This window comes from Bradyrhizobium sp. 1(2017), from assembly GCF_011602485.2.
In the GTDB taxonomy this organism is placed as follows: domain Bacteria; phylum Pseudomonadota; class Alphaproteobacteria; order Rhizobiales; family Xanthobacteraceae; genus Bradyrhizobium.
In genome coordinates this window covers 1,197,651-1,217,509 of sequence record NZ_CP050022.2, presented here as the reverse complement: position 1 = coordinate 1,217,509, position 19,859 = coordinate 1,197,651, and the positions used below count along the sequence as shown (strand labels likewise).

Annotated in this window: 20 protein-coding genes; 11 read left to right on the top strand and 9 right to left on the bottom strand. The window is 65.1% G+C overall.

Annotated features, from left to right (window positions below; genetic code table 11):
• Positions 1-195 (bottom strand): twin transmembrane helix small protein, encoded by a 195-nt coding sequence (locus HAP40_RS05810; protein WP_166818695.1) that lies wholly within the window; start codon positions 193-195, stop codon positions 1-3.
• Between the two features lie 309 nt (positions 196-504).
• On the opposite strand from HAP40_RS05810, the gene HAP40_RS05805 reads away from it, so the two are divergent.
• Entirely contained in the window at positions 505-1,398 is an 894-nt protein-coding gene (locus HAP40_RS05805; protein ID WP_166818696.1) for a YihY/virulence factor BrkB family protein, read from the top strand.
• Here HAP40_RS05805 and HAP40_RS05800 read toward each other — a convergent pair.
• Together HAP40_RS05800 and gluQRS are read right to left on the bottom strand one after the other, a co-directional pair.
• Positions 1,325-2,605, bottom strand: coding sequence for an ATP-binding protein (locus HAP40_RS05800; protein ID WP_166818697.1), 1,281 nt, complete (start codon positions 2,603-2,605; stop codon positions 1,325-1,327). The two genes, HAP40_RS05805 and HAP40_RS05800, sit on opposite strands and share 74 nt — an antisense overlap.
• Positions 2,606-2,661: 56 nt before the next feature.
• A complete protein-coding gene (gene gluQRS, locus HAP40_RS05795; RefSeq protein WP_166818698.1) occupies positions 2,662-3,564 on the bottom strand; it encodes a tRNA glutamyl-Q(34) synthetase GluQRS in 903 nt (300 codons plus the stop codon).
• Positions 3,565-3,680: 116 nt separating this feature from the next.
• On the opposite strand from gluQRS, the gene HAP40_RS05790 reads away from it, so the two are divergent.
• From HAP40_RS05790 to HAP40_RS05770, 5 genes are all read left to right on the top strand, one after another.
• Positions 3,681-4,421, top strand: coding sequence for a DNA-3-methyladenine glycosylase family protein (locus tag HAP40_RS05790; protein ID WP_166818699.1), 741 nt, complete (start codon positions 3,681-3,683; stop codon positions 4,419-4,421).
• Entirely contained in the window at positions 4,418-5,503 is a 1,086-nt protein-coding gene (locus tag HAP40_RS05785) for a DUF2855 family protein (protein ID WP_166818700.1), read from the top strand. The genes HAP40_RS05790 and HAP40_RS05785 overlap by 4 nt, the downstream gene beginning before the upstream one ends.
• A gap of 76 nt (positions 5,504-5,579) precedes the next feature.
• Positions 5,580-7,340: an NAD(P)/FAD-dependent oxidoreductase gene (locus HAP40_RS05780; RefSeq protein ID WP_166818701.1), complete on the top strand. Its 1,761-nt coding sequence runs from the start codon at positions 5,580-5,582 to the stop codon at positions 7,338-7,340.
• 128 nt (positions 7,341-7,468) lie between these two features.
• Positions 7,469-8,446, top strand: coding sequence for a peptidyl-alpha-hydroxyglycine alpha-amidating lyase family protein (locus HAP40_RS05775; RefSeq protein WP_166818702.1), 978 nt, complete (start codon positions 7,469-7,471; stop codon positions 8,444-8,446).
• Between the two features lie 248 nt (positions 8,447-8,694).
• Positions 8,695-9,252, top strand: coding sequence for an HNH endonuclease (locus HAP40_RS05770; RefSeq protein ID WP_028173554.1), 558 nt, complete (start codon positions 8,695-8,697; stop codon positions 9,250-9,252).
• A gap of 82 nt (positions 9,253-9,334) precedes the next feature.
• Here the strand turns inward: HAP40_RS05770 and HAP40_RS05765 are convergent, their stop codons facing one another.
• Positions 9,335-10,333 carry a glycoside hydrolase family 16 protein gene (locus HAP40_RS05765; RefSeq protein WP_166818703.1) on the bottom strand — a complete coding sequence of 333 codons (999 nt, stop codon included), beginning with the start codon at positions 10,331-10,333 and terminating at the stop codon, positions 9,335-9,337.
• 257 nt (positions 10,334-10,590) lie between these two features.
• Between HAP40_RS05765 and HAP40_RS05760 the strand changes: the two genes are divergently transcribed.
• Positions 10,591-11,847 carry a glycosyltransferase family 87 protein gene (locus HAP40_RS05760; RefSeq protein WP_166818704.1) on the top strand — a complete coding sequence of 419 codons (1,257 nt, stop codon included), beginning with the start codon at positions 10,591-10,593 and terminating at the stop codon, positions 11,845-11,847.
• Between the two features lie 5 nt (positions 11,848-11,852).
• On the opposite strand, the gene HAP40_RS05755 is transcribed toward HAP40_RS05760, so the two are convergent.
• Positions 11,853-12,734 carry a DMT family transporter gene (locus HAP40_RS05755; RefSeq protein WP_166818705.1) on the bottom strand — a complete coding sequence of 294 codons (882 nt, stop codon included), beginning with the start codon at positions 12,732-12,734 and terminating at the stop codon, positions 11,853-11,855.
• 147 nt (positions 12,735-12,881) lie between these two features.
• On the opposite strand from HAP40_RS05755, the gene HAP40_RS05750 reads away from it, so the two are divergent.
• The 4 genes from HAP40_RS05750 to HAP40_RS05735 all read left to right on the top strand — a co-directional run bounded on the left by HAP40_RS05750 (position 12,882) and on the right by HAP40_RS05735 (position 16,011).
• A complete protein-coding gene (locus HAP40_RS05750; protein WP_166818706.1) occupies positions 12,882-13,103 on the top strand; it encodes a dodecin in 222 nt (73 codons plus the stop codon).
• Between the two features lie 181 nt (positions 13,104-13,284).
• Positions 13,285-15,189, top strand: coding sequence for a sensor domain-containing diguanylate cyclase (locus tag HAP40_RS05745; RefSeq protein WP_166818707.1), 1,905 nt, complete (start codon positions 13,285-13,287; stop codon positions 15,187-15,189).
• A complete protein-coding gene (locus HAP40_RS05740) occupies positions 15,168-15,347 on the top strand; it encodes a hypothetical protein (protein WP_166818708.1) in 180 nt (59 codons plus the stop codon). Before HAP40_RS05745 ends, HAP40_RS05740 begins: the two co-directional genes overlap by 22 nt.
• A 76-nt stretch (positions 15,348-15,423) precedes the next feature.
• Entirely contained in the window at positions 15,424-16,011 is a 588-nt protein-coding gene (locus HAP40_RS05735) for an HAD family hydrolase (protein WP_166819606.1), read from the top strand.
• 18 nt (positions 16,012-16,029) lie between these two features.
• Here the strand turns inward: HAP40_RS05735 and HAP40_RS05730 are convergent, their stop codons facing one another.
• From HAP40_RS05730 to HAP40_RS05715, 4 genes are read right to left on the bottom strand one after another with little or no spacing between them, the layout of a single operon-like run.
• A complete protein-coding gene (locus HAP40_RS05730; protein ID WP_061849844.1) occupies positions 16,030-16,998 on the bottom strand; it encodes an ABC transporter ATP-binding protein in 969 nt (322 codons plus the stop codon).
• A complete protein-coding gene (locus HAP40_RS05725; RefSeq protein ID WP_166818709.1) occupies positions 16,995-17,990 on the bottom strand; it encodes an ABC transporter ATP-binding protein in 996 nt (331 codons plus the stop codon). The genes HAP40_RS05730 and HAP40_RS05725 overlap by 4 nt, the downstream gene beginning before the upstream one ends.
• Complete coding sequence (locus HAP40_RS05720; protein WP_166818710.1) at positions 17,990-18,907, bottom strand: ABC transporter permease; 918 nt, start codon at positions 18,905-18,907, stop codon at positions 17,990-17,992. Before HAP40_RS05720 ends, HAP40_RS05725 begins: the two co-directional genes overlap by 1 nt.
• Entirely contained in the window at positions 18,873-19,832 is a 960-nt protein-coding gene (locus HAP40_RS05715; RefSeq protein ID WP_166818711.1) for an ABC transporter permease, read from the bottom strand. Before HAP40_RS05715 ends, HAP40_RS05720 begins: the two co-directional genes overlap by 35 nt.
• Positions 19,833-19,859: the final 27 nt, after the last annotated feature.

Sequence of the window (19,859 nt, the reverse complement as noted above, 5' to 3'; positions counted from 1 at the left end):
TCAGCGTCCCATCGCCCAGACCGCTGCCATCGCGATGACGATCGCCAGGAACTGGAGCGCCACGCGCCAGCGCATCAACTTCTGCGAGGTGTTGGGCGAGCCGCCACGCATCATGTTGATGAGACCGAGCAGCAGCACCAACGCCACGGCGCCGACCGCGACCGGCAGGATGAAAGTACTCAGGATAGATGCCATCGAGGGTAGATAACACCGTGTGCGCGGCTACGCCATCTCCCCAGTCCGTCTTTCCGGGGCGATGCGGCGGGACCGAGCGAAGCGAGGCCCGGCGTATCCAGCGCGAAATCCATCGCGCCACTTGTGCTGCGGCTGGATGGATTCGGGGCTCGCGCTGCGCGCGCCCCGGAATGACGGCGGAGCGCTTCGCGATCTGGCTTTTGGGGCAATAATATCCGAAGCTGGCTGAATGATTTCCGATTTGCGCCAATCGCTGGCCGTCTTCGCCTCTTCCCGCTCGCGGGCAGAGCGTGTGCTCTGGGGCAAACCGTGAAGGCAGTCCGTTACATCTACATGGTCGTGGAGGACGCGTTCTACACCTTCCTCGCCGACGACGGTTGGGCGATCGCCAGCCACATCGCGCTGTCGACCCTGATGGCGTTGTTCCCGTTCCTGATCGTGCTGACGTCGCTCGCCGGCTTCTTCGGCTCCAAGGAACTCGCCGACCAGGCCGCCAGCCTGATGCTCCAGATCTGGCCCAAGCAGGTCGCCGATTCGATCTCGGGCGAGGTCCACGACGTCTTGACCACGACCCGCACCGGCCTGCTGACCATCGGCGCGGCGCTGTCGGTCTATTTCGCCTCCAACGGCGTCGAGGCACTCCGGGTCGCGCTCAACCGCGCCTATGCCGTGGTGGAGATGCGGCGCTGGTACTGGCTGCGGCTGGAATCAATTGCCTACACGCTGATTGCAGCTTTCACTGCGCTCGCCATGGCATTCCTGATCGTGCTCGGTCCGCTCATGATCGAAGCGGCGCGACGCCATATCCCGCTGTTCGTCGAGTCCAACGAAAGCATCCTCACCTGGGTGCGCTACGGCATCACCATCAGTGCGCTGGTGGTGGCACTGATCATCCTGCATGCCTGGCTGCCGGCGGGACGGCGCAGCTTTCTCCAGATTCTGCCCGGCATCGTCTTCACCATCGTGGCGTCGCTGATCTCCGGCATCGTGTTCGGGCAATATCTGGCGCGCTTCGCCAACAACTACGTCACGATGTATGCAGGGCTCGCCTCGGTCATCATCGCGCTGGTGTTCCTCTACTTCATCGCCGCGATCTTCGTTTACGGCGGCGAGCTCAACGCCGCGATCATCAAGTCGCGACTTCCTCGCGGCGTGTCGCTTCAAGCAGCGCAGTCGCTAGCGCCCGCGGAGACACAGGCTTGACCAGGAAGGCGTCGGCACCGGCCTCGCGCGAGGCCGCCTCGTCTTCTTCGCGGCCGGAGACACCGATGATGGGGATCTGAGCCAGCGGCGTCGGCATGGTGCGGATCCGCCTGATCGCCTCGACGCCGTCGATGCCCGGCAGCACCATGTCCATCAGCACCGCGTCGAACGCGCCCTGGGCCAGACGGTCGACGGCATCCTCGCCGCGCCCGATGAACTCGGCATGATGGCCGAGCTCGGTCAGAATGGTGTTGAGCACCACGCGGCCGAACGGATTGTCCTCGACGCTGAGCACGCGGAGGGCCGCAGCCGGCTCGGGCTCGCTGCTGTCCTTCGGCTTGCGCGATTTACCCGATCCCGTCGCATCCAGCGACACCGTCAGCGTGAACGTGGCGCCGCCGCCGTGGCGCGGAGCGACCGTGATGTCGCCGCCCATGGCGCGCGCCAATTGCTTCACCGAGGATAGCCCGAGGCCGGCGCCGCCGAAGCGCGACGCAATGGTGACATTGGCCTGGGTGAACGGGCGGAACAGCCGCTTGATCTCGGCCATGGTGAGGCCGATGCCGCTGTCGGATACGGCGAAGGCGATGCCGACCCTGCCCTTGCTCTTCGCTTTGCCTTTGCGCTCGTCCTTGGCCGCACGCCAGGGCGCCACTGCGAGCGCCACGCCGCCCTGGTCGGTGAATTTCACGGCATTGTCGATCAGGTTCTCGAGCGCGGCGCGCAGGCGGACGGGATCGCCGACCACCAGCCCCGGCAGTTTCTCGGAAATCTCGACCTCGGCCTTCAGGCCCTTGGCCGCGGCCCGGCCGGCCAGCGAATCGCCGGCGCTGCGGGCAAGGGCTCGTAGGTCGAACAGGTCCTGCCGGAGCGTGCTGCCGCCCTTACCGGCCCCCTCTCCTGTCCTGGCAGCGTCCACGAACAGGGTCGCAAGGCTCGCCAGATGCTCCGCGCCGGCCTTGATGGTGTCGGCCCAGCGCCGTTCCCGCTCACCGAGATCGGACGTCGCGAGCAGGTCGCTGATCGCCAGAATACCGGTCAGGGGGGTGCGGACCTCATGGGCGAACGCGGCGAGCGCCGCCTGGACCACATCCGGCGTGACCGCCTTGCTGCTGCGCTTGCGCAACCGGCTGGCCGCCCCGGACCGCTTTCGAGGCGGTCGCGTGGACGTCCGCATGGTGCGCATTGTGCGCTTTTTCGCCGCCATAGATCCCCTTCGAACCCGGGATGTCGGGCGAGCATGGCACGGCGGAACCCTCGGAGTCACGGCGGCGTTTTGCTAACCCCCAGAGAAACTTGACCTAATCCCACCAGCTGGCGGACACCGGCCGGCGTGATGCCGGCCGCTCGCAATTCGCGCAGTCCCGTCGACCGGCTCGATTTCGACAGCTTCCGGCCCTCGCCATCGCAAATCAGGCGGTGGTGGCGGTAGATGGGTTCCGGCAGGCCGAGCAGGACCTGAAGCAGACGGTGCACCGCGGTGGCATGAAACAGGTCCTCCCCCCGCACGATCTCGCTCACGCCCTGGAGCGCATCATCGACCACCACCGACAGATGGTAGCTGGTCGGCGTCTCCTTGCGGGCCAGGATGACGTCGCCCCAAGCCTCCGGCCGTGCGGCGACGGGGCCGTGCTCGCCATCGGGCCCCTCGCCGAGCTCATTCCAGCTCAGGCCGGCGGCAAAGCGGCAGGCGGCGGCCATGTCGAGCCGCAGCGCGTAAGGCGCGCCAGATGCGATCAGCCGCGACCGCTCGTCGGCCGACCGTGATTTGGCGCCGCCGGGATAAATCGGCGCGCCGTCGGGATCGCGCGGCCACCGCCCGTCCGCCTCGCGCGCGGCAATGAGCCTTGCGATCTCGGCGCGGCTTTCGAAGGCGGGATAAACGAGACCGAGCGCAGAGAGCTTTTCCAGCGCGGCGCGATAATCGGCCAGATGGTCGGACTGCCGCCGCGCCGGCGTCTCCCAGGCGATGCCGAGCCAGGCGAGATCCTCGTAGATCGCCGTCTCATAGTCCGGCCGACAGCGCGTCGTATCGATGTCCTCGATCCGCAGCAACAGCCGCCCGCCGGTCTCGCGCGCGCGGTCAGAATTCAGCAGCGCCGAATAGGCGTGGCCGAGATGCAGGAAGCCGTTCGGGCTCGGGGCAAATCGGAAAACGGGTGGCATGGATTCTCACGAGACTTGTCATTGCCGGGCTTGACCCGGCAATCCATCTTCCAGGACTCTGTTACGATAGGAGATGGATGCGCGGGTCAAGCCCGCGCATGACGAGCAGGGCCACCATGACCATCCACCTCGAAACCCAGTCCGATCTCGAAGAGGCCGTCCAGGCCCTGATCAAGCGCGATCCGCGCCTCAAGCCCGTGCTGGAGATTGCCGGCATGCCCGCCCTGCGACGGCGCGAGCCGGGCTTTGCCGGGCTCGCGCACATCGTCTGCGGGCAGCAGCTTTCCACCGCGAGTGCCGCGGCGATCTGGGGGCGGCTGTCGGCGGCCTTCGACCCGTTCGACCATGACGCGGTGGGCCGCGCCCGCGCCGACCGGCTGGGGCGGCTCGGCCTGTCCGCCGCCAAGATCAAGACGCTGAAACATCTCGCGCGCGAGATCACCGCGCAGCGGCTGAACCTCGACGTGCTCGCGGAGGAAGACGCCGACGCGGCGCATCACACCTTGATCTCGCTGCCCGGCATCGGCCCCTGGACCGCGGACGTCTATTTGCTGTTCTGCCTCGGCCATGGCGATGCCTGGCCGGCCGGCGACCTCGCCGTGCAGGAAGGCATCCGCATCGGGCTCGGCCTGAAGGCGCGGCCGACGGAGAAGCAGATGGCACCGCTTGCCGAATCCTGGCGGCCCCTGCGCGGCGCGGCCGCGCATCTGTGGTGGAGCTATTATCGTGCGGTGAAGAAGCGCGAAGGCGTCATCGCCGGCGAGGCGAACGCTGTTTTAAACAATGTTGCTGTTGCAAAGCGCATAACGGTGAAAGAGAAAACGCCGGCACGGAAGAAGCCGGGACCATTGCCATGACATCGACCGATTTCATCGTTGCGCGCGACGATCTCGAGCAGTGCAAGCTGATCGAGACGACAATTCCAGACGCAGCCGCGCTGCCGCAGGATGCGTTGCTGGTGAAGGTCGAGCGCTTCGCGTTCACCGCCAACAACATCACCTATGCGGTGATGGGCGACGCGCTGAAATACTGGCAGATCTTTCCGGCGCCGCAGGGCTTCGGAAACATCCCGGTGTGGGGCTTCGGCGAAGTGATTGCCTCCAGACATCCCGGCGTCGCCGTCGGTGAGTGGCTGTTCGGCTACTTCCCGATGGCGACGCATCTCGTCATCGAGGCCACCGACGTCAGCAAGGGTGCCCTTCGCGACGGCGCCGAGCATCGACGAGAGGTCTCGCCGGTCTATAACCGCTATTCCCGCGTCACCGGGGATCCTGCCTTTGCCGGACATCAGGGTGATCTTCAGGCGCTGCTGCGACCGCTCTTTATGCTGTCGTTCATGGTCGACGATTTCCTCGCCGAGAACGACGACTTCGGCGCGCGCCGCGTGTTGCTCTCGAGCGCATCGAGCAAGACCGCGTTCGGGCTCGCCCATCTCCTGCACAAGCGCGGCCGCAAGGTGATCGGGCTGACCTCGGCGGGCAATCGCGCCTTCGTCTCCTCGCTCGGCTGCTATGACGAGGTCGTCAGCTATGATCGGGTGACGTTGCTGCCCTCGGACGCGCCGGTCGCGTTCGTCGACATGGCCGGCAGCAGCGCGTTGCGGACCGAGCTGCATCGCCATTTCCGCGACCAGATGGCCTGCTCGGTACGCGTCGGATTGACGCATCGTACCACCGACGCCGACGAAGGCCCGTTGCCGGGCGCAAAGCCGCGCTGGTTCTTCGCACCCGACCATATTCGCAAGCGCGCCAAGGAGTGGGGCCCAGGCGGCATCGAGCAGAGCTTTGGTGCCGCATGGACCGGCTTCGTGCCGCTGCTGGAAAAATGCCTGACCGTGGTCGAGAGCCGCGGGCCGGAAGCGGTACGCCGCGTCTATCTCGACACGCTGAAGGGGCGCATTCCGCCTGAGCAGGGCCACATGCTCTCACTGCTCGGGTAAAGCGCTTTCGACGGGTGTCGAACCGATATACCGTCAAGCCAGAGGAAACGCCGCGAAGACGGCCACGAGGTCGCGCATGCTGGACCGGACGAAGGATATTTCCATATCCGTGCAAGCCTGGCTCGACGCGTTCGAGCGCACGCTGGACAAGCCCGATCCGGCCTCGCTGGACGATCTCTTTGTCGCCGACAGCTTCTGGCGCGATGTGCTGGCGCTGAGCTGGAACCTGCAGACGATCGCCGGCCGCGACAGGATCGCGCGTGCGCTGGCCACGCTCGCGCCCAAGGCGACGCCGATCAATTTCAGGATCGCCGCGAACCGCGCGCCGCCGCGCGGGGTGACGCGTGCCGGCACCAACACCATCGAAGCGATCTTCGATTTCGAAACCGCGATCGGCCGCGGCAGCGGCATCGTCCGGCTCGTTCCCGATGGCCCCGACGACGGCCTGAAAGCATGGACGCTGCTCACCGCCCTCGACGAGCTCAAGGGATTCGAGGAACAGCTCGGCACGTCGCGGCCGCGCGGGCAGGCCTATTCGCGCGATTTCCGCGGGCCGAACTGGCTCGATTTGCGCAACCTCTCGCGCGACTACAGCGATCGCGACCCGACCGTGCTGGTGGTTGGCGGCGGCCAGGCCGGGCTCGCCATCGCGGCGCGGCTCAAGCAGTTGAAGGTCGACACGCTGATCGTCGATCGCGAGAAGAGGATCGGGGACAATTGGCGCAAGCGCTACCATGCGCTGACGCTGCACAACCAGGTTCAGGTCAATCACCTGCCCTACATGCCGTTCCCGCTGAATTGGCCGACCTATATTCCGAAGGACAAGCTCGCCAACTGGTTCGAAGCCTATGTCGATGCGATGGAGCTGAATTTCTGGACCGGCAGCGAATTCGAGAGCGGCGCCTATGACGAGGCGAACGAACACTGGGCCGTGACGTTGCGCCGCGCCGACGGCAGCACCCGCACCATGCATCCGCGTCACGTGGTGATGGCGACCGGCGTGAGCGGCATCGCGAACATCCCGGACATTCCGACGCTGAGCAATTTCGGCGGCACGCTGCTGCATTCCAGCCGCTACGAGGACGGCGAGAACTGGACGGGCAAGCGCGCGATCGTCATCGGCACCGGCAACAGCGGTCACGACATCGCGCAGGATCTGCATTCCAGCGGCGCCGAGGTGACGCTGGTGCAGCGTTCTCCAACGCTGGTGACCAATATCGAACCCTCGGCGCAGCTCGCCTATGCGGCCTACAATGAAGGCACGCTCGACGACAACGATCTGATCGCCGCCTCGATGCCGACGCCGCTCGCGAAGAAGACGCATGTGATGCTGACGCAGCAGTCCAAGGAGCTCGACAAGGACCTGCTCGACGGTCTCTCCCGCGTCGGCTTCAAGCTCGATTTCGGCGAGGCCGGCACCGGCTGGCAGTTCAAATATCTGACCCGCGGCGGCGGCTATTACTTCAACGTCGGCTGCTCCAATCTCATCGTCGAAGGCGCGATCAAGCTCAGGCAGTTCTCCGAGATCGAGAGCTTCACGGCGGATGGCGCGCGGATGAAGGACGGCACCACCATCGCCACCGACCTGATCGTGCTCTCCACCGGCTACAAGCCGCAGGAATATCTCGTGCGGAAATTGTTTGGAGATGAAATCGCAGACCGTGTCGGCCCGGTCTGGGGCTTTGGCGACGGCCTCGAGCTGCGCAATATGTATGCGCGCACGAAGCAACCCGGCCTCTGGTTCATCGCCGGCAGTCTCGCGCAATGCCGGATCAACTCGAAATTTCTCGCGCTCCAGATCAAGGCGATCGAGGAAGGGATTTTGGGGCGGACGTAGAACACAGCCATCATTCCGGGGCGCGCGCAGCGCGAATCCGGAAATCCATCGATCCACAAACTATGCGGCGCAATGGATTCCGGGCTCACGCTTCGCGTGCCCCGAAATGACAGCAGGGGAGACCACACATGCCAGCCATTCTCGGCACCGGCGAACACCGCTACCGCGTCGTCGAAAACTTCGCCAAGCTGCCGGACGGCTGGCAGCTCACCGACGTCGCCTCCGTCGCGGTCGACAGCAAGGACCGGATCTACGTCTTCAACCGCGGCGCCCATCCGATGGTGGTGCTCGATCGCGACGGCAATTTCCTCCGCAGCTGGGGCGAAGGCCTGTTCTCGCGCGCGCATGGCCTGCATATCGACGCGGACGACAATCTCTATTGCACCGACGATGGCGACCACACGGTGCGCAAATGCACCGCCGACGGCAAGGTGCTGCTGACCATCGGCATCCCTGACAAGCCATCGCCGTTCATGAGCGGCGATCCCTTCCACCGCTGCACTCACACCGCGCTGTCGCCGAAGGGCGATATCTACGTCTCCGACGGCTATGGCAATGCGCGCGTGCACAAGTTCACGCCCGACGGCAGGCTGCTCAAGAGCTGGGGCGAGCCGGGCACCGATCCAGGCCAGTTCAACATCGTGCACAATATTGCCACCGATGCCGACGGCTGGGTCTACGTGGCCGACCGCGAGAATCACCGGGTGCAGGTGTTCGATGGCGAGGGCAAATACGAGACGCAGTGGAACAACCTTCACCGCCCCTGTGCGCTGTGCTGCTGCGGCGGGGGTAAGAGCCCGACCTTCGTGATCGGCGAGCTCGGCCCCGGCATGGCCGTCAACCGCAAGGTACCCAATCTCGGACCGCGGCTGTCCATCGTGGACGCGAAAGGCAGGCGCATCGCGCGGCTTGGCGGCGAGGACGGGCCCGGCGTTGCCAGCGGAAAGTTCTTGGCGCCGCACGGCATTGCGCTGGATTCGAAGGGCGACATCTATGTCGGGGAGGTCGGCGTTACCGACTGGAAGACGAGCTTTCCGGACGAGGAGATGCCGGCCGCCGTGCGCGCCACGCGGTGCTTGCAGAAGCTGGAGCGGGTGCGCGAGTAGCGGCCACGCCCGCGCCCCCCCGACAATTGAAGCGACTTCAAGCCTCCCTCATGTCGTCCTGGCTTTCGCCGGGACGACGGCGGAGGAACCAACGCCAGATCGCGGCTTTTTGAGTGCGTTTGCCACCCCGCTGCCGCATTGCTTGACCCTGAATAAGTCGCTCAACGGGCTTCACAATCCCGTCACGCTGCATGTAGTATGTCAGTACATGCTGCTTCGCAGCGTATGTTGGAGGCCGGGAGCGTTACTTGAACGCACATGTCTCACAAGGCAGTTGGCCGGTGTTGGTGCTGAACGCGGACTTCCGGCCGCTGAGTTACTACCCACTGTCGTTGTGGTCGTGGCAAGACGCGATCAAGGCGGTGTTCCTCGACCGCGTCAACATCGTCGCACATTACGACCAGGCGGTTCGAAGCCCGACGTTAGAGATGCAGTTGCCGAGCGTCGTCTCGCTCAAATCCTTCGTCAAGCCGACCACCCATCCCGCCTTCACCCGGTTCAACGTCTTCCTGCGCGATCGTTTCGCCTGCCAATATTGCGGCTCGCCCGAAGACCTCACCTTCGATCACATCATCCCGCGCAGCAAGGGCGGCCAGACCACTTGGGAGAACGTGGTCGCGGCGTGCTCGCCCTGTAACTTGCGCAAGGGCAACCTCACCCCGGCGCAAGCCAAAATGTTCCCGCGCCAGAGCGCATTCGCGCCGACCGTGCATCAGCTTCACCGCAACGGCCGCATGTTTCCGCCGAACTATCTGCACGACAGCTGGCTGGACTATCTGTACTGGGATACGGAACTGGATCCGTAGGGTTGCGTGCTAACGATGCAGTTCAACTTTGCCCGCGCGTTCGACCGATTGCCTTTCTCGCCGCGGGCCTGAGCTGACATCGCTATCTCCGCGCCTGCTCCATATCGATCTGATAGGCAGAAATACGGTCGATCTCGAAGGCGACGCTCGGTGGCGTTTCCGCATCGACCGGACCGACGCCGGGAAAGAACTTCGATCCGATCGCGAGATTGACGATCATGTACATGGGGTCGTCGAATCCGATTGGCACCTTGATGTCGGAGACCGGCCTGCGGTCGATGAAATAAACCAGGCGATCCTCCTCCCACAGCACACCGTAATTGTGGAACGCATGCGAGGCGTCGCCGACAGAGAAATCGAAACCGCAGGACTGGATCTTCTGGGTCGAGGGAATCCGCCAGTGCGTCGTCATCGCGACATCGCCGGGCCGCTCGCCGCGGCCTTCCAGCACGTCGACCTCCGGTGGCCAGCCGCCGTCGTCCGCGAGCATCCAGAACGCCGGCCACACCGAATGGCCGACCGGGACCTTGGCGCGGATTTCGAAATAGCCATGCTTCTGCGCGAACGTGCCCTGCGTCGTCAGAATCCCCGAAACGTACTCATTGTTGAACAGCACCGGCTTCAACTCCGGCGGCGTGCGGCTGGCGACGATCGAGAGCACGCCATCCCTGATCTTAAACGGATCGAGCCCGAGCGGCGCTAGGGCGCGGCCCGCGTAGTGCGGATCGACATAGATCTGTTGCTCGCCATTGGCGCTGGTCTTGCGCTTGAAGTCGGAACCATCGCCACCCCAGTAGCGCGCTTCCGGCCAAGCTGCGCCTCCGGCATAGTGCGGCACCCAGCGTCCGGTTGTGAGCGGATGCTCGTCGAAATCGTCGTTGAAGGTTCGGCGCATCGACCGGAACATGAGCGAACTTGGATTGACCGTGTCCAGCTTGCGGCACTCGATCGTGGACGGGTCGGTTGTCACTTGCAGCGACATCGTGCCGGGCGCAGCGTCGAGATCATCCTGCGCGACGGCCGGGGCAGCGGCGCAGAGACAGATCGCAACCAGCGCGCCTTTCGTCCAACGCTCGATCATCACCGCACTTCGAACATGACAGGGAAGGCACGAACGTTAGCTCGCCCGCATTCAGGCCGGCAAGCGCGGCCATCCAGCGCAGCGGGCAATTTCGAAAAGGCTGGTTCCGGCAAGACTGCTCGCGCCGCAGCTCCGCCGGGGAGCCGTCTCCAAGGTCCTTCCGGATTCGTTACCGTCCCTTAAGCCTCCAATGGCAGTTTGGGCGGGGTCCGCGCGCTCCCCCAGCCGCCGGTTGGTCATATCTGAGGTCGTCGCTCATGCTTGCCGAGACGCTGGAAGCGGTTCAGTCCTCGCCGTCGAGGCGGACGGCCTATGTCCGCTTCGTGCTGGTAGCCCTGGCGGCAATCACCCTCTTCAAGACTTTCTGGTTCGCGCGCTGGGGCGGCTGGACTGATCGCGAGCTCGCCGACTTCGATGCCTTCCACATCGTCGCGCAGCACGTCTGGCGCGGCGACCTCGTTCAGGTCTATCATTTCGAGTCGCTGCTGAAGATGCAGATGGAAGCCGCCGGCGGCGCTACCGGCTTCATGCCCTGGACCTATCCGCCGCAATACGACCTCCTGGTCGCGCCGTTCGCGTTTCTGCCGGTCGGCGTCGGCTATCTCCTGTTCACCGCCGGAACACTCGCGCTCTATCTCGTGACGCTCCGTGCGATGGCCGGCAGGAATTTCGCGCAGGTGCTCGTGATCCTGTTTCCGGCACTGGCGATCACCATCGGCTGCGGACAGAACGGATTCCTCACCGGCGCGCTGATCGGGATCGTTTGCCTCAATGTGGAACGGCGGCAGTGGCTCGCCGGCCTCGCCCTCGGCGCCATGGTGATCAAGCCGCATCTTGCGATTGCCGTCGGCCTCTACCTGCTGGCGACGCGGCGCTGGATTGTGCTCGGAACGGCGGCGGCCGTGGTCCTGGCGAGCTCACTGCTCTGCACGCTCCTGTTCGGCTGGCAGATCTGGACGGCTTGGCTGGGGGCGATCAGGGAATCCGCGGTCTTTCTCGAACAGGGCTTCTATCCACTGTTCCGGATGATCTCGGCCTATGCTGCCTTGTACAAGGCGGGCCTGCCGGCGAGCGTCGCCGTTTGGGGGCAGGCGGCCGTCGCGGGAGTAGCCCTGCTCGCCGTCCTGCTCGGCGCGGCACGCAACGTATCTCCGCAGTTCGCCCTCGGCGTCAGCGTGATGGTGTCGGTGATGATCAGTCCCTATGCCTATGACTACGACCTGCCGATGCTGGGAATCGGTCTGGCTCTGATCTTGCCCGATCTCACGAAGCTCACGCGGCCGCGCGAGCGCAGCGCGATTTACAGCCTGATTCTGCTCGCCGGCGCCTACGGGCTGTTGCAATCGGGGCGACTGGCCGTGCAATTCGGGCAGAAGGTCGATCCCGACCAGCACTTTGCGCCGGCCATCGGCGGCTTCGCGCTGATGGCGCTGCTTGTTCTGCTGGTGCGGCTATTGTTGCGCGGAGCGCGGCCGGCGCCCGCGCCGTCGCGGACCGTGCCAGCCACTGAATAAAGAACCTACGCCCGCTGCAACGCCAGCGTGACGCCGCCGAGCGTGAGCGCCATTGCCGCCCATTCGCGATAACCCAGCGGCTCACCCAGGATGATCGCGGCGGAGACCACGCCGATCACGGGAACGATCAGCATGCCGGTCGAAGCCGAGGTCGGCGGCAGGCGGCGCAGCGTCTCGAACCAGGTGACATAGCAGAGGCCCATCGGCACCAGCGTCATGTAGACGAAGCAAGCGAGCCCCAATGGCGTGATCGCCGTGTAGTTCGGATGCTCGAACAGCACGCCCAGGACCAGCATCGTGGCGCAGCCGAGCCCGACCTGCCAGGCGACAACGACCAGCGGCGGCATCGGCAGCGGCTTGCGGTTGAGCACGTTGCCCAGCGCGAAAAGGATCGCGCAAAGCAGCGCCAGGGCAATGCCGAGCAGCTTGTCCGCGCCAAACGCGAGGCCGTTTCCGCTCAGGAGCAGCGCGACGCCGGCAACGCCGAGAACGAGCCCGAAGACGTCCCGCAGGGTCGGCCGCGTATGCAGCACGGGCCAGGCGAACAACATGGCCCAGATGGGCATCGTGTAGGCAAGCAGGGCCCCCTCGCTCACGGTCACGTATTTCATCGCGACCGTGCCGAGCCCCATCCAGGCCAGGACGTTGGTGAGGGTCGCAAACAGCAGCCGCGGGATCACCTCGCGCGGAACGGCGAACGATTCCCCCCGGCTCAACGCCAGCGTGCCGAGAATGAGCGAGGCGCAGACGCCCGCAAGGCCGCGCGCGAACAGAGGCGGCCATTGCTGGAGCAACAGCTTCATCAGCGGCCAGTTCAACGCCCAGCCGAACGCCGTCACACACAGGCAGAGAGAGCCGATCGTCCTGTCGCGCCGCGCGGAATCCATGGCCTGCGCTTAGCAGGTGGGGACCGTCCGTTCCACCTCCCCTGACGCATGCGGGGTCGTCGCAGGACGGAACCTGAAGGATTGGCGCTCGTTCAGATGAGACGCACAGCAGCGACGCATGCCGCAGCGCAACGAGGGAGACTCATCATGCCCACAGCCGAACATGATCACGTCTACAAGATCCTGGAACTGGTCGGATCGTCCGAGACCTCGATCGAAGATGCGATCAAGAACGCGATAAGCCGCGCCGCCAAGACCCTTCGCGAGATGAAATGGTTCGAGGTGGTTCAGACGCGTGGCCACATCGAGAACGGCGCTGTCCGCCACTATCAGGTGACGTTGCGCGTCGGCTTCACACTGGAGGGATGACGCAGCGGTTCCGGACGAAATCGCCGCGACACGGGCGGCACGGTTAACCCACGGCGGGGTGAGTTACTCAAGATATCGTCAGCACCCTCCGGCCGAATGCGGACGCACAAAATCATCGCAGAATCTGCAACAGCCCGTTAAGGCCAAAGTGAGAGGTTTGCACCGATTTGGAGCAAGCCTGATGGTGACGAGCCGCGAACTCGGCAAGACGCGCCTTCCGCTCTGGGCGGCAGGGTTCGTCGCGCTGATTTGCTTTGCTATCCTCGGCTTGAGCGCCTGGCGCGAATGGGAGGCGCGCGAGGCCGATCTCAGGAACGCCGAAGTCGACGTCGCCAATCTGGCACATTCGCTGATCCAGCACGCAGACGACACGTTCGAGATCGCCGATACGATCCTGGTCGGGCTGGTCCATCGGCTCGAGATCGACGGAACGGGACCGGACACGATCGCAAAGCTCCAGGCCTATCTCCCGACGCGAAAATCATCCGAGCGCATCCGCGGCATCTTCGTCTACGACGCGACCGGGCGCTGGCTTGCCACCACGGAGCGCCTCGATTTCTCCAAGCTCGACAATAGCGACCGCGGCTATTTCCAACGCCATCGCGACTCGCCGGCGATGGGCACGCTGATCGGACCACCAGTCAGGAGCCGCGCCGGGGGCCAATGGATCATCACCGCGTCCCGCCGAATCAACGATCCCGACGGCGGCTTCGCAGGCGTTGCCCTGCTCACGATCGATGTCAGCTATTTCGTCAAGTTCTACGAGCGTTTCGACCTCGGCCCGAACGGCTCGGCATCGCTGCTCAACAATAGCGGCATCATGCTGGCGCGCAGCCGCGATGAGAGCGGTGCCTTCGTCGGACGCGACCTGTCCAATGCGCCCTTGTTCAAGGGTTGGGACAGCCGCCCCGCCGCGGCGGTCTACTATTTCAAATCGCCGCTCGATGGCGTGCAGCGGCTGAGCTATTACCAGCGCAGCAGCCGCTATCCGCTGATCGTGCTGGCGAGCAAGTCGCAGGACGACGTGCTGGCTCCCTGGCGTCGTGCAGCAACCACGCGCATGACCGCCGTCCTCGGCCTCGTCCTGCTGATCGCAATGATCGGCTTCTATCTTGTGCGTCAGCTCGTCCAGCGGCAGCGCACCGCACAGGCGCTCGTCGCAACGGAAGCCAATTTCCGCCTGCTGGCCGAGCAATCCAGCGACATGGTGACCCGTATCGGGCTGGATAATACCCTGCTCTACGTCTCTCCCGCGTGCGCGCGGATCACCGGCTGGTCCGCCGAGGAACTGCTGGGCACATCGGCCCTGGCCGGCATTCACCCCGACGACATGGAACGGGTCGGGCAGGCCATCGCCGCGCTGAAGAACGGCGAGGCCGAAGAGGCGCGCTTCGTCTATCGCCAGCGTCATCGTGACAAGGGCGAGATCTGGGCCGAGGCGGCGCTGCACGTGACCCTGGCGTCGGACAGCGGGGCGATCGACGGCGTCGTCGCGGTCGTGCGCGACATGACCGAACAGAAGGATCTGCAGGACAGGCTCGCCTCGCTGGCAACCACCGACGGCCTCACCGGCCTTGCCAACCGGCGCGCATTCGACGAGCGCCTTGCGGACGAATGGGCGCGCGCCCGACGCGACGGCACGCAGCTCTCGCTGCTGCTGATCGATCTCGATCATTTCAAGAAGTTCAACGACCATTACGGACATCCGGCGGGCGACGCCTGCCTGCGCGCGCTGGGCCGGATCCTGTCCGCCCAGGCCAGGCGCCCGGCCGACCTCGCCGCGCGCTATGGCGGCGAGGAATTCGCCGTACTGCTGCCGAACACCGGCGCAGACGGCTGCGCCGACGTCGGCGAGGGAATTCGCCAGGCGCTGCACGATCTCGCCATGCTGCACGGACAGAATCCGCCTTCCCGGCTGGTGACCGCGAGCATCGGTGGCGCGGCGGCTCTTCCGTCCGAGACCACGACGGACTGTAGCACGCTGGTCGCCGCCGCCGACCGCGCGCTCTATGCCGCCAAGGACGGCGGCCGCGACCGGCTGGTGATGTCGGGACAGGTCATACCGTGGCCCGCGAAGAGCGCGTGACGGGATCGACCGGTCATCAAGCGGTGCGCACGCTGCCCTTTGCGGACGTGGCTGCCGCAGGCATTCTGAATATTCGCTTTCGAAATTCGATCGCGCCATCCATCGCCGAGTTCGAACTTCGCTCCGGCGTTTGTCGCGCGCGCTCGGGCAGGATATGACCAGGAGCAGGGCCGGACGTCCGGCCATTCCGAGAGTGCTGCTGTGGCTGATGGGATCAAGCTCGTCCTCTTCGACATGGACAATGTCCTGTGCAACTACGACAGGGGAAAGCGCGTCGCGTATCTGGCGGAGCTCGCGGGATCGACCAGCGAATCCATCCACGAGGCGATCTGGGACAGCGGATACGAGCTGCTCGGCGATTCCGGCACGCTCGATGCCGCGGACTATCTGCGGGGCTTTGGCGAACGCATCGGCTATCCCTTGTCGCTCGAGGAATGGGTCGAGGCGCGGCGCCGCTCTATGCAGGCCAATCGCGCGATGCTGGAGATTGCCGGCAGCTTGCGCAAGACCGTCGACATTGCCGTCCTGACCAACAACACCACACTGGTCGCCGACCACATCGACACGCTGCTGCCGAACTTGCAGCCGCTGTTCGGCGCGCGAATCTACACTTCGGCCCAATTCAAGACGGCGAAGCCGGACCCGCGCTGCTACCGCCTCTGCCTGTCGGAACTCGATGCGAGGCCGGAGACCACCCTGTTCGTCGATGATCTCATGGCCAATGTCGCCGGCGCGCGCGAGGCGGGCCTCTTCGCGCATCACCACACGTCGGTGGAGGGGTTCAAGCAGGCCCTTGCGGAGTACGGCCTGCTTCGCGAGTAAAATCCGCGCTCCCCGCCGTCAGGCGAGATGGCACGCCACAAAGTGGCCGCCCGCCCCTTCCCTCAGCACCGGCGCGCTTTCCGCGCAGCGCGGCTGGGCGATCGGGCAGCGGGTGTGGAAATGGCAGCCGGATGGCGGCTTCATCGGGCTCGGCACGTCGCCCTTGAGCCGGATGCGTTCGCGCTTGAGCTTGGGATCGGGCACCGGCACCGCCGATAGGAGGGCTCTGGTGTAGGGATGCTGCGGGTTGCGGTAGAGATCGCTCGCCTTCGCCAGTTCGACGATGCGGCCGAGATACATCACCGCGACGCGGTCGGAGATGTGCTCGACGACCGAGAGATCGTGCGCAACGAAGAGATAGGTGAGGTTCAGCTCGGCCTGGAGATCCTCCAGCAGGTTGATCACCTGCGCCTGGATCGACACGTCGAGCGCGGAAACCGGCTCGTCGCAGACGATCAGCTTCGGCTCGACCGCGAGCGCGCGCGCGATGACGATGCGCTGGCGCTGGCCGCCGGAGAATTCGTGCGGATAGCGCCGCATGTGCTCGGCCTTGAGCCCGACCTTGACCAGGAGACCGGCGACACGCTCCTCGCGCTCTTTCGGGGAGGAGGCGAGATTGTGGATGGTGAAGGCCTCACCGAGGATCGCACCGACGGTCATGCGCGGATTGAGCGAGGCGAACGGATCCTGAAACACCAGCTGCATGTTCCGCCGCATCGCTCGCAGATCGTTGCCGCCGAGCTTGCGCACGTCCTGGCCGTCGAAGGTGACCTCGCCGTCGGTCGGCTCGATCAGGCGCAGCACGCAGCGCCCCGTCGTCGACTTGCCGCAACCGGATTCGCCGACGAGCCCCAGCGTTTCGCCGCGATTGACCGAGAACGACACGCCGTCGACCGCGTAGACGGTCCCGACCTGGCGCGACAGCAGGCCGCCGAGCACGGGGAAGTGTTTCTTCAGGCCGCTGACGCGCAGCAACGGTTCGCTCATGCCGCGCCTCCGAGGCTAGAATCTCCCAAGTGACAGGCCATGCGATGGCCAGGCGCGATCTCGCGCAGCAACGGCTCCTTCTCGGTGCAGACCTCCATGGCGAACTTGCAGCGCGGCGCAAAGCGGCAGCCGACCGGGGGATTGATCAGGATAGGTACCGAGCCGCCGATCGCCTCCAGCCGCGTCTTGTGCTCACTGTCGAGGTCGATGCGCGGGATCGAGCGAATCAACCCTTGCGTATAGGGATGTCGGGGATCGCCGAAGAGGTCGTCGACGGGCGCCTCTTCCACGACTTTGCCGGCATACATCACGACGACGCGCTGCGCGGTTTCGGCGACGACGCCCATGGCATGGGTGATCAGCATCACCGCCATGCCGAAGCGGTCCTTCATGTCCTGGAGCAGGTCGAGGATCTGGGCCTGGATGGTGACGTCGAGCGCAGTGGTCGGCTCGTCGGCGATGATCAGCTTGGGCTTGCAGGCCAGCGCCATCGCGATCATGACGCGCTGACGCATGCCGCCGGAGAACTGGTGCGGATAATTGTGCACGCGGCCTTCGGCATTCGGAATCTGCACCAGCTTCAGCATCTCGATGGTGCGCTCGAGCGCCTGCTTCTTGGTCACCGCTTCGTGCCGACGCAGGCTCTCGGCGATCTGCTCGCCGATGGTGAGCACCGGATTGAGCGACGTCATCGGCTCCTGGAAGATGAACCCGATCTCCTTGGCGCGGATCTCGTCGAGCTGATTGCTCGTCAGCGGCACGAGATCGCGTCCCTCGAAGATGATCTGGCCCGCCGCGATCCGGCCCGGCGGCATCGCGATCAGCTTCAGGATCGACATTGCGGTGACGGTCTTGCCGCAGCCGGACTCGCCGACCACGCAGAGCGTCTCGCCCTTGTTTATGGAGATGTCGACGCCGTCGACGGCCTGGAGGATGCCGTCGTCGGTTGAGAAGTGGGTTTTCAGGCCCTTGATCTCGAGCAGCGGCGCCATCAGATCACCCGTCGCGCATCGAGCGCGTCGCGCAGGCCGTCGCCGATGAAGTTAATGGCGACCACCGCGACGAAGATCGCGCCGCCCGGAAACAGGGCCCAGTGCGGACCGATATCCAGAAAATCCTTGGCGTCGTAGAGCAGCCGGCCCCAGGTCGGGGTATCCGGCGGGAAACCGAGACCGAGGAAGGACAGCGTCGATTCAGCGATGATGGCGGCGGCGACGTCGATGGTGCCGGCGATGATCACCGGACCGAGCGCATTGGGCAGGATGTGCCGCACCACCTGCCGCACTGGACTTGCCCCGAGCGCACGCGCAGCCTCGACGAATTCCTTTTCGCGGATCGACAGGAACTGCGCGCGCACGAGGCGCGCCACCGGCATCCAGCGCAGGCCGCCGATGACCAGCACGATCAGGATGAAGATGCCGCCTTCTGGACCGAACATCTGCTTCAGCCCGTCGCGGAACAAGTAGATCAGCAGCAAGAGCAGCGGCAATTGCGGCAGCGACAGGAAGAGGTCGGTGAGCCACATCAGGCCGTGGCCGAGCGCGCCGCGCGACATGCCGGCGAGCGCGCCAATCAGCACACCGATGATCACGGAGACCAGCATCGCCGCGAGCCCGACCGCGAGCGAGATACGACCGCCATAGATCATTCGCGCCAGAATGTCTTGGCCGAGATCGTCGGTGCCGAAGGGATGGGCGAGCGAAGGTCCCTGCAGGCCCGCGACGATGTCGATGTCGTTGATCTTCACGCGCCACACGAAGGGCCCGACCACCACGGCCAGCACCAGGATGAGCAGCAGGAAGGCGCTGACAACGGCGAGCTTGTGGCGGCTGTAGCGCCGCCACGTCTCGCGCCACGGCGAGTAAGCGCGCCGCTCAGCGGAGGGAGATGCGAGGGTCAAGCCAGCCATACAGGACGTCCGCGATGAGATTGAACAGCACGACCAGGCACGCAAACACGAAGGTGACGGCCATCACGACCGGCGTGTCGTTCGAGAGAATGGAGGTAATCAAGAGCGATCCGATGCCGGGGATGCGAAAGATCTGCTCGGTGACGATAGCGCCGCCGAACACGGCCGGCATCTGCAAGGCGATCAGCGTCACCACCGGGATCATGGCGTTCCGCATCACGTGCTTGACGATGACCTTGGCCTGACCGAGCCCCTTGGCACGGGCGGTTGTGACGTAGTCGAGCCGGATCACGTCCAGCATCGCCGAGCGCACGAAGCGCGTCATCGATGCCGCCTGGAAAAGCCCGAGCACCGCCACCGGCATGATCGCCTGCCGGATCATCTCGAGCACCCAGCGGATGCCGGTCGCCTTGATGTCGGTGGAATAGACGAAAGGCAGCCAGTCCAGCGTCACCGAGAAGATCAGGATGAACAACAGACCGGTGAAGAAGGTCGGCAGCGAAAAGCCGATGAAGGCGAGCGTGTTCGCGATCTGGTCGAAGATCGAATAGGGCTTTGTGGCCGCATAGACCCCGACGGGGATCGCGATCAGCAGCGCCAGGATCTGCGCCGAGCCGATCACGTAGAGCGTCGCCGGCAGACGCTGAAGGATCAGCGTGTCGACGTTCATCCGGCTGACGAAGGAGAAGCCCCAGTCACCGTGCACCATGGCGTTGAGCCAGTGCAGGTAGCGGAGGTAGATCGGATCGTCGAGGCCGAACTTGGCCCGAAGTGCGGCCTGCACTTCGGGTGGCACGTTCGGATTGGTCGCCAGTTCCGAGAAGGGATCGCCGGGCGCGAGCGCCAGCACGAAAAACAGGACGGCCGAGATTCCGAGCAAGCTCGGAATCGCGATCATCAGGCGACGCAGGACATACTGACTCATGAGGGAAGGACCCCGCCTAGGCGCGCG